The sequence below is a fragment of the Thalassotalea euphylliae genome (genome assembly GCF_003390375.1).
In the GTDB taxonomy this organism is placed as follows: Bacteria; Pseudomonadota; Gammaproteobacteria; order Enterobacterales; family Alteromonadaceae; genus Thalassotalea_F; species Thalassotalea_F euphylliae_A.
In genome coordinates this window covers 3,191,848-3,207,921 of record NZ_QUOT01000001.1, presented here as the reverse complement: position 1 = coordinate 3,207,921, position 16,074 = coordinate 3,191,848, and the positions used below count along the sequence as shown (strand labels likewise).

General features: G+C 43.0%; 12 protein-coding genes and 1 pseudogene. 5 read left to right on the top strand and 8 right to left on the bottom strand.

Going from position 1 to position 16,074, the window contains the following annotated elements; genetic code table 11:
• Window positions 1–97 precede the first annotated feature (97 nt).
• On the bottom strand, window positions 98–1,525 hold the full coding sequence (locus DXX94_RS14140) for a coniferyl aldehyde dehydrogenase (protein WP_116016854.1): 1,428 nt from the start codon (window positions 1,523–1,525) through the stop codon (window positions 98–100).
• A gap of 52 nt (window positions 1,526–1,577) precedes the next feature.
• The gene (locus DXX94_RS14135) at window positions 1,578–2,135 is read right to left on the bottom strand and encodes a TetR/AcrR family transcriptional regulator (protein WP_116016852.1); all 558 of its coding nucleotides are present in this window, start codon (window positions 2,133–2,135) and stop codon (window positions 1,578–1,580) included.
• Between the two features lie 456 nt (window positions 2,136–2,591).
• Here DXX94_RS14135 and DXX94_RS14130 point away from each other — a divergent pair, with 456 nt between their 5' ends.
• The 3 genes from DXX94_RS14130 (at window position 2,592) to DXX94_RS14120 (ending at window position 6,572) form a co-directional block, all read left to right on the top strand.
• Entirely contained in the window at window positions 2,592–4,442 is a 1,851-nt protein-coding gene (locus DXX94_RS14130) for a tetratricopeptide repeat-containing diguanylate cyclase (protein WP_116016850.1), read from the top strand.
• A gap of 455 nt (window positions 4,443–4,897) precedes the next feature.
• The gene (locus DXX94_RS14125) at window positions 4,898–5,707 is read left to right on the top strand and encodes a spondin domain-containing protein (protein ID WP_116001563.1); all 810 of its coding nucleotides are present in this window, start codon (window positions 4,898–4,900) and stop codon (window positions 5,705–5,707) included.
• Between the two features lie 16 nt (window positions 5,708–5,723).
• Window positions 5,724–6,572, top strand: coding sequence for a spondin domain-containing protein (locus DXX94_RS14120; RefSeq protein WP_116001565.1), 849 nt, complete (start codon window positions 5,724–5,726; stop codon window positions 6,570–6,572).
• Window positions 6,573–6,675: 103 nt separating this feature from the next.
• Here the strand turns inward: DXX94_RS14120 and DXX94_RS14115 are convergent, their stop codons facing one another.
• Complete coding sequence (locus tag DXX94_RS14115) at window positions 6,676–7,461, bottom strand: ParA family protein (RefSeq protein WP_116016848.1); 786 nt, start codon at window positions 7,459–7,461, stop codon at window positions 6,676–6,678.
• Between the two features lie 229 nt (window positions 7,462–7,690).
• The gene (locus DXX94_RS14110; RefSeq protein ID WP_116016846.1) at window positions 7,691–8,398 is read right to left on the bottom strand and encodes a PEP-CTERM sorting domain-containing protein; all 708 of its coding nucleotides are present in this window, start codon (window positions 8,396–8,398) and stop codon (window positions 7,691–7,693) included.
• Window positions 8,399–8,915: 517 nt separating this feature from the next.
• Between DXX94_RS14110 and DXX94_RS14105 the strand changes: the two genes are divergently transcribed.
• Window positions 8,916–9,626 (top strand): substrate-binding periplasmic protein, encoded by a 711-nt coding sequence (locus DXX94_RS14105; RefSeq protein WP_258872241.1) that lies wholly within the window; start codon window positions 8,916–8,918, stop codon window positions 9,624–9,626.
• Between the two features lie 137 nt (window positions 9,627–9,763).
• Here DXX94_RS14105 and DXX94_RS14100 read toward each other — a convergent pair whose 3' ends face one another.
• Genes DXX94_RS14100 through DXX94_RS14090 form a run of 3 tightly spaced genes read right to left on the bottom strand, consistent with a single transcriptional unit; the run spans window position 9,764 to window position 14,403 of the window.
• Window positions 9,764–10,912 (bottom strand): alpha-hydroxy acid oxidase, encoded by a 1,149-nt coding sequence (locus DXX94_RS14100; protein WP_116016842.1) that lies wholly within the window; start codon window positions 10,910–10,912, stop codon window positions 9,764–9,766.
• Window positions 10,913–10,944: 32 nt separating this feature from the next.
• Entirely contained in the window at window positions 10,945–12,645 is a 1,701-nt protein-coding gene (gene dld / locus DXX94_RS14095) for a D-lactate dehydrogenase (RefSeq protein WP_116016840.1), read from the bottom strand.
• A gap of 57 nt (window positions 12,646–12,702) precedes the next feature.
• A complete protein-coding gene (locus tag DXX94_RS14090) occupies window positions 12,703–14,403 on the bottom strand; it encodes an L-lactate permease (RefSeq protein WP_116016838.1) in 1,701 nt (566 codons plus the stop codon).
• Between the two features lie 207 nt (window positions 14,404–14,610).
• Between DXX94_RS14090 and DXX94_RS14085 the strand changes: the two genes are divergently transcribed.
• Complete coding sequence (locus DXX94_RS14085) at window positions 14,611–15,516, top strand: LysR family transcriptional regulator (protein ID WP_116016836.1); 906 nt, start codon at window positions 14,611–14,613, stop codon at window positions 15,514–15,516.
• A 95-nt stretch (window positions 15,517–15,611) separates the two neighbouring features.
• On the opposite strand, the pseudogene DXX94_RS14080 reads toward DXX94_RS14085, so the two are convergent.
• Window positions 15,612–15,773, bottom strand: a pseudogene (locus tag DXX94_RS14080) (PhoH family protein); the annotation flags it as partial.
• Window positions 15,774–16,074: the final 301 nt, after the last annotated feature.

Sequence of the window (16,074 nt, the reverse complement as noted above, 5' to 3'; positions counted from 1 at the left end):
GCTATGGCGCACGACCAATACTGGTAAAGGCAACGTAAAATTCATAAAAAAATAGCCGACAGATGCCGGCTATTGCGTAGATATGCGAGTTGAAAGCTTATCTTAAGAATAAGCCTCGCAATGCTTTAAACATTACGTCACGGTATTTCAAGATAAAGCGGTTTTTAGGTAACCAAGCTTTTGAATGTAATACTGTTTTGGCTTTTGAGAAAGTTAAGAAACCTTCGTGACCATGATAGTGACCAATACCTGAATTACCTACGCCACCAAATGGGGCATCGTCAGCCATTACGTGCATTGCCGTATCATTAATTGACACACCACCACTGTGAGTGTTTTTCAAAATATGGTCAATTTTCTGTGCATCTTTAGACATGATATACAGCGCTAATGGACGTGGACGGTCGTTAATAAAGCTTATGACTTCACTAATGTTTTGGTACGTTTTAATTGGCAAAATAGAACCAAAGATCTCTTCCTTCATCACCTGCATACCATCATGCACATTCGTTAATAAGTGCGGGTAGATCAAACGGCCATCACCTTCTTGTCGCTCTTTAACGGCATGAATGTTGGCACCTTCAGCTTTCGCATCTTCTAGGAAGCGTTCAATACGTGCAAATTGGCGATCACTGACAATATGCGTTTGGGTATTGTTGTTTTTAGTCTCAAAGTGATATTCGCGGTAGCGCTTAACAAAGGTCTCAACAAACTCTAACTCGCGGCTTTGTGGTACAAATACATAGTCAGGAGCAACACAAATTTGGCCAGAGTTCGTTGACTTACCCACAATTACTGCGTCTACAGCAATATTCATATTGGCTGTTTCATCAATGATCGTCGGTGACTTACCGCCCATCTCTAAAGTGATCGGCGTTAAGTTCTCAGCAGCAGCTTTAGCCACCATGCGGCCAACATTCGTTGAACCGGTGAAGATTAAATGGTCGAATGGTAATGCCGAGAATGCCGCACCAACATCTGCTTCACCTTCGATAATGCTGATGTGATCACTGACCACAGAAACGACTTTACGCAATGCTTGGTTAGCGTGAGGCGTAAATTCACTCATTTTAATCATCACACGGTTACCCGCTGCAATCGCTTGAATTGCTGGGCTAAGCGCAAGGAAAATTGGGAAGTTCCACGGCGTGATAATACCGACCACACCAAGTGGTTGATAATGTACTTTAACCGTTGATGGCGCCAACATTAAGCCAGCGTGACGCTTTGAAGGCTTCATCCACTTCTTCACGTTTTTCAGTGAGTAATTCACCGCCATAACCGTTGACAGTAAATCAGAAATTAACGAGTCAAACTCGCTGCGGTAACCGTAATCTTGCTTAAGTGCATCGTAAATCTCTTGCTCGTGAGCAATTAATGATTTTTTAAGTGCCAACAAAACATCTTTACGTGCTTGCAAACTTGGGTATGGTGTTTGTTTAAAGTTTGAGGTCATCACCTCAAAATCATTGTTGAGCTGAGCTAGGTTATCTTGATGCTCGGCAAGGTTTGCAACATTACTCATAATATTCTCCACTCACGGTAGCTAAATCTTGAATTCTTTTAACTTCAAATAGTTAATTTTTAACAGCGACAACGCTGTCGATAATAATGCTCATTTCCTTAAGAAACTGGTCACGGGAAGACTCTTCCAGTAACAATCCTTTGCCTGCGGCAATCAAAGTAAACGCGATACCATCAGCATGCTCTCTGGATACTAGATTATGGCGCGCTAAAAATTCAGCGAGTCGCGTTTTTAAACGCAATGGCCAATCATCCCCTGAGCACTTTTCTGACTGAAATACATCGTCTAGTATTTCAGTGCCATGTGGGTTACTAACAATTTCAATCGCATCACCAATAAATATGTCAAACACTTGATGCAAGGTTTGCATCGGAGGCTGTTGTTCATTGGTTAACGCCGCAAATATTCGGCCATACATCACCGAAAGATACGTATCTATTGTCCATTCATGACAACGTGTTTTAGAGCCAAACTTTTTATAAATTGACTGTCTAGACACTCCCGCTGCATTGGCAATTTCTTCCATCGATGTTTTGCGAACCCCATAACGGGCAAATGTTTCCAGAATATTTCTGGCACTTTCTTGTTCTTTAGTAAGTACAGCAGACAACGTCTAACCCTCAATAGATTGCAGACATAAATAACAAATTTGACGGTGGCCAATAATACACCACAACCACCTCATGTCAACGAAAGGGTTACAAAAAGAATTAAATATGTAAACATTGTCAATTATGAGTGGTCAGTTCTAAGCAATAAAGCCACCTATATAAGGCTAGTTTCAGCGTAATTTAACGCCAATTATTTGTTTGCGTTACGAATTTATAGAAACGTGAGTTAACTAGACAATAGCTCTTAGGTTAGTTTTGCCAAATTCAGCGGTTTGACAGAGATCAAGCAAGCTAATTCTTCGTGAACTTTTTCTCACGAGAAGAAACCAATATCGGGTAGCTTGTTATGATAGGCTCGCTAAATTTTTACGCCGAATACATTGCACATGGTAAACAACGCACATCGGTTATAACGAGGAGATTAAGGTATCAATAATTTTTATCGACTTTTATTTATGCTAAGCACCTTATTTATTAGCCTGCATAGCCATGCCAACGACGAAGATTACCAAAGTAAAGAATATTGGCAAACGCTGGCTGATCGCATTAAAGAAGATCCTAACCTCGTTATTGAAAAAGCGCTCAGTTTGCAACAAAAGTTTACACAAGAACATCAAAGCTACAACGAGCTGCAAGCGATGGCAGTATTGAGTAGCGCCTTAGTTGCAACCAGTCAATTTGATCACGCAGAAACGGTGATTAACGAAGGGCTGGCGCGCGTTGACAAAGAGGGCTCAAGCATGCTCAAAATGCGATTTCTGCGTGAACAAATCTTGCTTACCCATGAGCGTGGTCAGTGGCAACAGGTGATCATACTGTCATCTCACGCATTAGTACTTGCTGAGCAAGAAAACATGCCACAAATGATCGCTCACTTTCTTCACAATCGTTCGCGAGGATTAAGAGCGTCAAGCCAGAACCAACAAGCATTAGCAGACATGCTAGCGGCTTATCAAATTGCCAAAGCGCACGATATGAGGCTTATTTTAGCGGAAATCGTAAATAGCATTGCGTTAGTGCACCAAAATCTTGGTCAATTCGACGAAGCAATTCATTACTTTAAAGAGGCACTAACATTTATCGATTCCGACAAAGACAAATTTGGCACCTCTATTTTGCTTTATAACATCGGAACGCTATACATACATAAACAAGACCTAGCGCAAGCGAAAGAATATTTGCAACAAAGCTTAGCGTTGAGCTTAACTTTGAATGACGAAATAGGCATCGCTTACGTGCACAGTCAACTCGCCACTATTGCCTATAACACTGGCGACTACCAACGAGCATTAAATCATATTGAGCAATCACTACCGGTATTTGAACAAGCAAAAATTTACCAATCGATCACTTTAGGTAAATTAAATTTGGCTAAAGTAACGCTCGCACAAGGGGATCACCAAACGGCGCTAAATATGTTGCTCGCCCTTGAAAATGACATTGCTAACTTAAACAACGATACCCATAGCAAGGGCTATTTGCTTGCTTTAGCACGCAGTTACCAAAAAAGTAGGCTTTTTCAACAGGCATCTGAGCAGTACGAGGCTGCCATTGCTCATATTGAACAAACCGCTAGCAAAAATAACAAAGAGTCACTGCAGAAAATTCAAACGCAGATGAATATTCAGCACGAACAGCAGAAAACTGAATTGCTAAAAAAAGAAAATGAACTGCAAAAGCAACGTATTGCGCAGCAAGATTTGAGGCAAAAGCTAGTCTACCTTGTCGCCAGCACTGTCGTGGCGTTGATACTAGTGATTCTGGTGATTTTGTTTCAGCAAATTCGATCACGCCGCAAGTTTATTCGTTTAGCGCTAAGTGACGAACTGACTGGCGCCCCTAACCGCCGAAATATTCGAGAGAAAGGCGCAGTCATGTTTAGTCAAGCAAAAACAAATGCCACTGAGCTGGCGGTTGCAGTGATTGATTTGGATAACTTTAAAACCATTAATGATAATTTTGGTCATGAAGCAGGCGACAACGTGCTCAAAGCCTTCTATCAATCTTGCAAACAGAGTATCAGGGCATCGGACAACATAGGTAGAATTGGCGGCGAAGAATGGTTATTAATCATGCCAGCAGCTAGTGAACAAAACATCACAGATGCATTCAAGCGAATAAGACAGACATTAAGCCAACAACAAATTGCGGGTGTGCCATCAACTCACCCAGTGACATTTAGTATGGGAGCTGCTGCGATAAAACCTGATGATAAAAAGCTCGACGACATGATTAGGCGAGCTGACAGCGCAGTCTATAAAGCAAAAGCACAGGGCCGCGATCAACTGACCTTAGCTGCTATTTAACTTAGTTTTATACAAGCAGTAATTGATTGGGTAATTTTTCTAGATCAGGCTTACTTTTGTTTCAGGCTTATAGGATGAGCGTATTTATATTTATCACAGCGCTGTGATAAATATAAAATCACTTAAAAATTACAAAATAGCTGCGATTTAACGTAACAATGACTGAGATTGCAAATCTTGCCTATTCGTAATACAGTATTCTAGATTGTGATGCACAGTGCAGGTGTTTAACAGGCATTTACATTAGCCTCAGAATCAGCTTCATAAGCTCTTCATGCAAGTCAATTTAACACCACCAGACCTACCGAAACGCCTGTAAATTCGTTGCTTTTAAACCACTTGCTTGAGCCTCAGATACTTTTGTAATCAATTCGTTATAATTTTGTGAAGATTAGTTAGAAACAAACCTCTACTTTTAGATTGTTGCTCAGCACATAAAATAAGAGGAAACAAAAATGAGATTTAACAAAGTTGTAACAGGCCTAGCGTTCGGGCTCGCAGCTTCAAGCTTCGCCAACGCGCAAACTATCGATATTAGCATTACCAACCTTACACACGCACAAAACTTCACACCACGTTTAGTGATTGCTCATGACAACACAGTTGACGCATTTGAAGTGGGTGAAGAAGCTTCAACTGCACTAGCATGGTTAGCAGAGGCCGGTGTTATTGAAGACGAGCAAAATGCAGCTTCTAGCGGTCAAAACTTCGAAGCCTTACTTGGACCAGAAGATACTGACAATGGTTCAAACACTTGGCACCGTTTTGGTGGTTTACTAGCACCATCAATGACACTTAGTTACCCGTTCGATACCATGGACAAGCCTTACTTATCTTTACTGTCTATGTTGGTACCAACTAACGATGCTTTCGTTGGTTTAGACTCAATTGTCATCCCAACAGAACCAGGCACATACACTTATTTCCTAAACGCATATGACGCTGGTACTGAATTAAACGACGAATTAAACAGTGCACGTACTGATGTTACTGAAGCAGGTACAGGTAATGCACTAGGCGGCTATGGCGTACCTGGTGTTGCCGGTGGCGGCGCTTCTCCAGTGCCATTAGGCACAGGTGGTACAGGTGTTGGTGCCGTTATCGAAAGTGGTCAAGTTGAAGATGGTACAGATGGTCCAGTACATATTCACCGTAACGTTTTAGGTGACACAAGCGATTCAGGTGGCGCTAGCGACCTTGACTCTACTGTACACCGTTGGTTAAACCCTGTTGCTCGCGTTACTATTACTGTACCAGCACCATAAGTTGGAGGAGTAAATCATGAGAAAGTCAACACTTAGCGTGAGACTCTTGGTTTTGTCATTGGCATTGGGCCTAGGTGGCTGTTTTGACGACGGTGACGATGGCGCTGACGGTGCTCAAGGCCCACAAGGTGAGCAAGGACCAGCAGGTCCGGCTGGCCCAGCAGGTCCTGCGGGTCAAGATGGTCAGGACGGCACTGGCACTACAGCAGTCTACACAGTACAAATTACTAACTTAACTTACGCTCAACCATTCTCGCCAGCAGCAATTATTTTGCATGAGGCAGGTTACAGCGCATTCACCGATGGTGAGCCAGCGAGCGTAGCGATTGAAGAATTAGCAGAGGGCGGCAGCAACGCAAGTTTACTTAGCGAAGCAATGGGCTCTGTCTATTACCTTGACTCACAATCAGGTAGTGGCCCAATTCCACCGCGTTCAATTGGTAATACTTATACGCTTGTTGTACCAGCGTTAGACACCGATAACCTTCGACTATCGTTTGCAACCATGTTAGTGAATACCAATGATGCTTTTACCGCATTAAATGCGATGGATGTGAGTAACATGACTGTCGGCCAAAGCGCAAGCTTTATGACACCAACATGGGACTCTGGCACAGAAGCAAACACTGAAACGGCTGATACTATGCCTGGTCCTGCGGCAGCAGCAGCAGGTGGCGGCGGTGCAGCAGCTGGCTTCGATGCAGCACGTGATGATTTATTTGATCGCGTACACTTCCATCGTGGTGCAACGACTAGCGCCAATGCTACCGACCCAAGCATGGAAGGTTTAAGCACTTCTGTGTTAACTGAAGGTCACCGTTGGGATAACCCTACGGCAAAAGTCACCATTACACGCACTCGATAATAATCGTGACGTTATTATTAACTTACTCTTAGCGGCGTAAGAAAAGTAAAAGGCTTCCATTGGAAGCCTTTTTTATTGCCCTTGACCCGTCCTAAGCATAGCACTATGGCTCACTAGCTGACGCTTGCTCTTCAATAACGTCATAGCAGGCTGCCACAGCCAATGTTAGCTTATGCTTCGGCGCCATATGAATTAGGGGTGACTTTTGTTGATGTGATTCACGCATTTTTACCGACTGTGGAATATAGTCAGCAATAACTGGGTAACCTTCCTCAATCAGCTCTTGAATAATACGACCCGGTAAATTGGCATTCGCCATATACTGGTTAGCAATAATACCTTCGACGTGCAAACTTTCGTTGTGATCTTCTTTAATCTCTTGAATTTGCTGCTGTAAGCTATACAGCCCCTGACGTGCAAAATCATCACAATCGATAGGGATTAAGCAACTATCTGCCGCAATTAAAGCAGACAGGCTGTAAAAATTCAGCGCAGGTGGTGTGTCAATGTAAATGCGGTCAAAATCATCACGCAAAGTCGCTAGTGCATCGCGTAATTTATAGATTTTGTGACGACTATCGAGTTCACTTTCAAGTTCTTTAATTCGCTCAGAGCCACGAATAATAAACAAGTTCTCGTAACTCGTTGGTTGGCAATACTCAATGATAGGACGTTTGCGTAAATGAAAGGTAATGGTCTGTTCAAATAGCGCCGCGATAGAGTCATCATCACCAATATCAAGCGCGGATAAATAAGAAGAGGTATTGCACTGCGTATCCAGATCTAACACTAAGGTACGTAAACCATCTGCAGCCGACATCGCTGCAAGATTAACAGCAAGGCTTGATTTACCTACCCCACCCTTTTTATTAAAAAGCACTCGGATCATGAACTTCCCTATCAACTCTTTGTAAGTAGTAACAATTAATACTTACTCACGTTAACAAATAATAAGCAACGTCGCTATGTCGAAAATGACTAAATAAGTTCAACTATTGCTGACAATAACCTGAGTAACGCAGCGGTGGCGGTGGTTTTATTGAAATAACCGAGTGACTAGCTGATCTGCTTTATAGCTTTAGGCAAATCAGCATTCACACTACTAGCCTTGCATTAGCTTAACGGCGAGATTTACGCACCGCGACGCCAAGTAAAACTAAACCAAGCAAGGCTAAGGTATCTGGCTCTGGAATTTCAGCACTGTTTGGGCGGCCAGCTAGGCTTGAAAAACGTGCGGTTTGACTCTCTGTGTAAAAGCCAACATGACCAGTGGTAAAGCTATTATCGGTAAATGACTGCTCTACACCACCTAAGCTAAATGAAATTTCCTCACCTGAACGTGCAACGCTAAAGCGATAATTAATATCATCTTGCCAAAACAATTCCTGCTCGAACAAGGTGCTTGAAACACCATCAACTTCTTTTACTAAAAACAGACCACTTGAGACGGAGAATCGGCCGTCTGCGCGGTCACCACGATCGTTTAAGCCACCTTGCTCCCAACCCAAGCGGTAGTGATTTCGTTCGTCCTGCCAGCCAAACACAACACCGAGAATATCGTCATCATCAAATAAATCCGAAGTCGGTGTCATAAAACCACTAAATACAAAATCACCATCAAAGATAAAATCACTAATTAAAGCGCCATTGGCATTGTTATTTTGTATTGCTTGATTGCCATTTGCACTGGTAATACCTTGCGAGCCGCCACGTGCAGGAGATTCTGCCAATGTCCACAAACTGGTATCAATAATAATATTGGCTTGCGCATTAGTAAAAGTTAGGAATAAAGATAAAAATGAAAGGCTTTTAAAAGACTTCAACATGCTACAACCTAAAACAAGTTAATTAAAAGATAAAACAATAATGTTTTCTATGTTAAACAAATAGTTAGTTTGTTTAACATGATAGTTAACATGTGCTTTAGCAAAAACAACACCATTATAAAAAACATCTAATTATCATAGAGTTAAAGTTCGACTTTTTTCTCAACAAAAGACGGTGTTAAATAATCTGACACTTACTAGTAATTATTTACTGCTCAATAACTTAAATAGTTAGAAGCCAGGTATCAGCCAGCTACCACCTAAGAAAAACAGCCGCCTTGAGTGAAGAGCACTATACTTAATAGACAGCACCTAAAGTAAAACAAAGCGCCTGAGTCAACGCAGGGCATTACCTTCAGCTAAGTATTATTAAATCAGCTAGCTGAGTTTTGCCGTAACATCGCCTGACCAAATAGGCTGGAGGTTGATACCAACAACAAGTGTTCAAACCAACATTAGTGGAAGGCTTTCGACATTGCGCACCATGAGTAATCGGCTAATAATCATACTATTGTCAGTGTTTTTTACACCGCCTGTTACTCTGTTTGCCCAAGACACTGCTTCGCATGCCGAAGGTTGTGTAGTTACCGCATCGGTATCGCCAGATTTTCCCAAAGGTTTACACGCCAAATATATGCGCTACCTCGGCCAAAAGCTCAACCTGAAAGTCAATATCAAACCTATGCCATTGGCGCGGCGAATCAAGGAGCTTGAGAAAGGCACTATCGATATCATTATTCTCAACTACCGAGAAAATCCAGCACTCACCTTTTTGCAACCCGCCTACAGCCCAATTACCGAGTACCTTTTCGTCAATCACGATGACAAAGATAAAATCACCAATTATCGGCAACTCATCAACGCTGCCATTGGCTTAAACACTGGCTCAGAAGTCTTCCCAATATTTGATAACGATAAGGCATCAAAAAAAATCACGGTTAATACGTTAGAACAAAAAATATTGCTGCTGAAGCACAATCGAATTGACGGTTTTTTTCATACGAATCTGAGTACTAAGACTGTACTGCAACAAATGGGTTTAACTGAAGATATAGTCAAGTCTACTTGGCAGCCTCAATACTTGAGAAAGCAATCACATTTTGTCATTTCGCCAAATTCAAAGCTTTTTCATCGCAAAGCTGAGTTAGAGAAGATTATCGAGCAGGGAGTTGCTAATGGCGAGTTTCTTGAAATTCGGCAAGTTCACTACAAAGCTACCAACAATTAGTGACCTGAAGTTGATGATAAAATGCCGATACAAACTCAATTTGTATCGGCTTTTTTAATTTAACTACCAGCAACCTATGTCGTGTTAATTGCTGTTAATATATTGGCGATATCAACGTTAGGCTAGCACCTAAATCGCTATCTAAAACGTAAGTTACCGCGTGATAGTTGATCCAGTGAGTTGCAGCCCATTAAGCGCATATCACGTAACAACTCTTCTTTCATCAAGCCAAGCATACGCTCAACACCCGGTTGACCTGCTGCGGCTAATGGGTACAAGTATCCGCGACCAATGCCAACAGCTTTTGCACCCAATGATAAGGCTTTAAGCACATGCGTACCGCGCTGCACACCACTGTCGAACAGCACGTCAATACGATCACCCACGGCATCAACAATTTCTGCCAGTTGGTCGAATGAACTGCGAGAGCCATCAAGCTGACGGCCACCGTGGTTAGAGATCACGATGCCAGTACAGCCAATATCGGCGGCGCGTTTTGCATCTTCAACCGTCATAATGCCTTTTAAACAGAACTCGCCATCCCAGAACTTCACCATCTCTTCAACATCTTGCCAGTTCATTGATGGATCGAGCATTTTAGTGAAGTAATCACCAATCGAGCTACTGCCATTGCCCATATCAATGTGTGCATCTAGCTGAGGTAGGCTAAAGCTTTCATGGGTAACATAGTTAATGCCCCACATTGGCTTAATAGCAAATTGAATCATGCCCGCAAGCGTTAAGCGAAACGGAATTGAGAAGCCAGTACGTAAGTCACGCTCACGGTTACCACCGGTGATTGAATCAACGGTTAGCATCATCACTTTAACGCCAGCTGCTTTGGCACGCTCCATCATGGCTTTGTTTAAGCCGCGATCTTTGTGGAAGTAGAACTGGTAAACTTGCGGAGTATCTACTAGCTCAGCAATTTCTTCAAGGCTAACCGTACCTAGTGAAGAAACACCAAACATAGTGCCGTATTTTTCTGCCGCTAGCGCTACAGCGCGCTCACCTTTGTGGTGGAATAAGCGCTGCAGTGCTGTTGGTGAGCAGTACACTGGCATATCCAGCTTTTGCCCCATCACAGTAGTTGATAAATCAACATCTTCAACACCGGTCAGTACGCTTGGCAATAAATCGCAGCCTTCAAACGCACCGGTGTTGCGACGATACGTAGTTTCGTCGTCGGCGCCGCCATCAATGTAGTTAAAGATAGGGCCCGGCAGGCGCTGTTTTGCTAGTTTTCTAAAATCATGAAAGTTATGACATTGGCTTAATCGCATCATTGTCAGCTTCTCCTACTTTAATTCTTAACTGATTAATAGCAAGCACAGTTGCGTTTGTGCTTGTCCATTTGGCCAACGCCTGGGTTAAAGCTATTGGTTGGGTCAAGCTGTTGATAAAAGGCCTTTACGCCCGGTTCTGCTTCATAAAGGTGACCGACGTTGTGCTCAGCAGGGTATTTCGCCCCGCGAGAGTCGAGTAGCGCGAGCATTTCTTTTTTCACTTTTTTGGCATCGGCACCTTTTTTCAGGACATAGTCTTGGTGGAAGACATAGCAGAAGAAATGTCCATAATATAATGACTTATCGATTTGGCTGGCGATCGACTCTGGCAGTTGCTCTTGCCACAATGGGTCATTGCGCTTAAGCGCAATATCTAAGGCTAAAATATCGCCAACGGTATTGTCGTGTAGGGTTTGATAACGAATGGCAGCACCCGCCGCCGCAAAACGTTGCAAATAAGCTTTAGCCGCTTCGTCTGGCTGACATTCAAAGTAATCACCAGCGTCAGGGTTCTCTTTGAAATAGCTCGCCAAAAAGCTAGACGCTTCGGCAATGCCTTCATCACTCATTTTCAAAATTAAGTGATGTTCGTACTTGTCACGATAAGCCAACATGCGCTCAGGTAAATGCTGTGGAAAACACTTACTTGCCACTTGCAATACGCGATCGCTCATATACTTAGGCAATAATGGCACCTTGTTTAAGGTAGCGTCCACACGGCCTTTTAAGGCAAACAGCTTAGGTAATCTGTCGGTACCTAAATGCTCAATACTTAAGAAAGTGTCTTTACCGTATTTGGCAGCGATATCGAAAATATCACGGTGCATATACTCACCCACTTCTGGCAGGTGCTTGAAGGTGCTGAGAATATGGCGACGCAAGTGAGTTAAGGTATCAGGGTTATTGGTACCGATATAATAGGTTTGCTCTTGTTTAGCGACTTCAAACGTATCTAAACGCACTGCAAATACAGCAACTTTACCGGCACAGCCACTGGCTTCATAAAGACGAGTCGTATCGGCATTAAAACGACTTGGCGTGTCGGCATCGACATCGCGTAAACGCTCAAGGTAGTCGCTGGCACTGGCTTTTTCTTCGGTCGCTAAACTTGCCAGCGAGAATTTTTCTGCTTCTAAGTTCGCTAAGATTTGCTCAGGCGTATCACCCAAGTCGATACCTAAGTGATTGACTAATTCCAGCTGACCTTGCTCGTCAACCCACGCATACAAAGACAATTCCGTATACGCAGGACCACGTTTCACCAATGCGCCACCGGAATTATTGGCAATGCCACCAACAATCGAAGCACCTAGGCAAGAAGACCCTATTACCGAATGCGGTGCGCGATTAAGCGGCTTAAGTGTTTTTTCCAAGGTATGTAAGGTTGTACCAGGGAAACTGATCACTTGCTCACCGTCACCTAATACTAAGAGCTTGTTCATTGCCAAGGTATTGATGATTACAATTTCTCTGTCGTAGTCATCACCACTAGGTGTTGAACCCTCTGTAAGACCAGTGTTTGCTGCTTGCATGATCATAATGCAATCTGCAGCAACGCAGAGCTTTAACACCTGCCAAAATTCAACCAGTGTTTCAGGGAAGACAACCGCTAGCGCGCTGCCGCCACCTGAGCGCCAACCTGTGCGAAAATGCTCGGTGCTTTTCTGGCCAACGCGAATTTTGTTTTCACCTAACGCATCGGTTAAATCTGAAATAAGTCGTTTCTTATCCATATTAATCTCGAATCAGTAATCGTTAACACGTGTGTAACGGATTAACTTTTCTAGCGTTTAGCCAAGTGGACCAGTCAGTTGCAAGCCGTATAAGGCAAACATGACTAACGCGCCAGCAAATAACACATAGTAAATCGTTGGCAATACCGTTTTTCTTAAGGTTGCCCCTTCTTGACCAAGCAGGCCGACAGTGGCACTTGCCGCAACAACGTTGTGAATGGCAATCATATTACCGGCTGCAGCACCAACGGCTTGGGCAGCAATAATAATCGCAGGCGATAGCTGTAAGCTGACTGCAGCTTCATATTGGAACTGGCTGAACATCATGTTCGAAACAGTATTTGAACCTGCGATAAAGGCACCTAGTGCGCCAATCGTTGGGCTGATCAGTGGGAAGGCATCACCAAACCAAGTGGCAAACATTTGCGCGCTGCTCATTGGCATGCTTGGTAAATCAGCCATGTTAACGCCCGAGTTAATAAACAAGCGCACCATCGGGATAGTGAAAATCAGCACGAAGCCAGCACTGAAAATAGTTTTGCTCGACTCTTTAAATGCTTTGCTTAGCGCATCACCACGCGTAGTTGTGCTACCTTGCAACATTACCGCTGCTAGCGCGCCAATCAGTAATAAACCACCCGGCAAGTAAAGCGGGCTAAACGCGGTACTGACGCCGGCTTCACCCAGAATGTCGGTAAAACCAATGTTGACGCTATTAAGTAGTGCTTTGAAATCACCAAACACACGAGAGCAAACTAATAGTGCAGCCACTAATAGATAAGGCGTCCAAGCAACAACTTGTGACATTGGCTTAGTCACTTTCAGATCGTTGTCAGCAATTTCCAGTTTACCTAACCAGTTTTCTGGCCATTGTGATTTTTCTGGGAATTGCCAGTGATTCTTAGGTGTTAAGAAGCCTTTTTTAGCAGCGCTGACAACAATGGCCATGCTCACTAAACCACCGATTAATGATGGGAATTCTGGCCCTAGGAAAATACCTGTTAGTGCATAAGGAATAGTGAAAGCGATACCCGCGAATAATGCGAAAGGTAAAATCTCTAAGCCTTCTTTCCAGCTTTTATTTTTGCCGAAAAAGCGGGTTAGCATCATCACCATAAACAATGGCATTAACGTACCAATAATGGCGTGAATAATGGCAACATCAGCCGTGATAAGCTGCAGGTATTGCTCCCATGTCCAACCTTGGCTAGCTAATTGCGCCTCAATGGCAACCGTATCTAAACCTTTGTTAACACCAATAACGATTGGCGTACCAACGGCACCAAATGATACTGGCGTGCTTTGGATCATCATTCCCATCAGTACCGCAGCTACCGCAGGGAAACCAATGGCGACCAATAATGGCGCGGCAATCGCAGCAGGTGTACCAAAACCAGAAGCACCTTCAATAAAAGTACCAAAACACCAAGCAATCACAATCGCTTGAATACGTCTATCAGGAGATACTTGAGTAAATCCTTGACGAATAACGGCAATAGCACCTGTATGTTTTAACGTGTTAAGCAAGAAGATAGCGCCGAAGACAATCCATAGCACAGACACGGTAATCCCCATACCCTGTAAAATAGAGGCAATCACTCTATTGGCGCTCATGTCCCAAACAAATAAACCTAATAAAGCGGTCACCAATAGTACTACTGGCATGGCTTTTTTCGCTGGCCAGTGCAAACCGACCAATAATAATGCTGAAAGAGCAATTGGCATTAACGCCAAAAAGCCCAGAGTAAGTTCACTCACTCTCAAGTCTCCTAATCGTTATATTCTTAGATGTTTGTTTACCAGCCCTTGCGTTCTAGTGATTGTTTTTCTAGTGCTTGCTGTTGTAGTCATTTTGGTAAACAAAATTAGCGGGAATGTACAATTATCAGAACTATTAATATATATTAATAAAAGAGAATCATTTTTTCCTTTTTTGACATAATCATCCCTTTATTTGGTTAACGCATGGTTAAAGCAGACGACATTTTTCTTTTTGTACAAGTAGTTGATGAAGGCTCTTTCTCAAGAGTGGCAGAAAAACTAGCGATGACAAATTCAGTGGTGAGCAAGCGTATTTCGCGCTTAGAGCAAGAATTAAACGTACAACTTTTCTATCGCACCACGCGCAAACTCAATCTTACGGAGGCAGGCCATGCACTTTATGGTAAAGCACGCCTTGCCAAACAAGCCCTACAAGATGCACAAGACACAGTAACGGGCTACGGCGATGCCGTGCGTGGTAAAATAAAGGTGACAGTTCCCGTTGTCTCAGCTCATGTTATTTTAAGTAGATCTATTGCTGAATTCTGCAAGCTATATCCTGATGTCGAAATAGAGCTGATCGTCACCAATCGCATGGTTGACATTATTAATGACGGTTTTGACTTAGCGATACGCACTGCCGACTTAGAAGACTCGTCACTGATCGCCAGACGCTTAATCGACTCGCGCTGGGTGGTTTGCGCAAGTCCCGGCTATATTGCTCAGCACGGAAAACCGTCGCATCCGGCACAGTTAAAAGATCATCAATGCCTAATCTACAAGTATGAAGGTGTGGGGCCAGATAACTGGCAATTTAGCGACCAAGAAACAGACTTTTATGTGCAAGTGGTTGGCCGCTTTCACGCTAATAGTTTGGAGTCGATTAGGCAAGCACTTCTAAATGATTTTGGCATCGCATATCTACCACAAGTGTTAATACACGAAGATTTAAAAAGTGGCCGACTTGTGCCGTTATTGGATGACTATGCAGCAAAGAACTTAGGGGTGTACGCCGTCTACCCACGCTCGCGACAACCGGATAAAAAGCTTAACTTATTAGTGGAGCATTTTCGCGATGCTTTTCAACATAAGAAAGAGTATTTTTATTAAGAAATCGCTAGTTATCGCATAAAGTGACACCGAGAGATTCCACGATGCGCTTTCGGTGCTAGCTGCACCGAAAGCGTCATACTCTGAAATGAAAACTACAAATTTTCTTCTGCAAATGATGCTAAACGACTTCTTACTACACCGTTAAGATTAATGGTGGCACTTCCTGGGAAGTCTTTAAATCTCTCAACGATATAGGTTAAACCAGAAGTCACGGCGGTTAAGTAGTTGCTGTCAATTTGCGCCAAGTTACCTGATACCCCATTATTAAATACTAACCAACACCCCATTATTGATAAATAATAATTTTATCTCACCCGTTAGATAAGTGACCATAACAACAGGTAGATATACCACCAAAATTTATCAGTTGTTTTATTATTAAGTGACCAGTTGTGTAAAGTAGCAGGACCATTAATACCATCAAAAACAAATTAACATTTATCAAAATATTAGTGAAGATCACCGATATTGTTTCGCTTATAAGTTTGAACGGCTTGCTGCGTGCATGTTGAGGTAAACACGACCCCTTTCAAACCTTTCAATGATTACAATTTT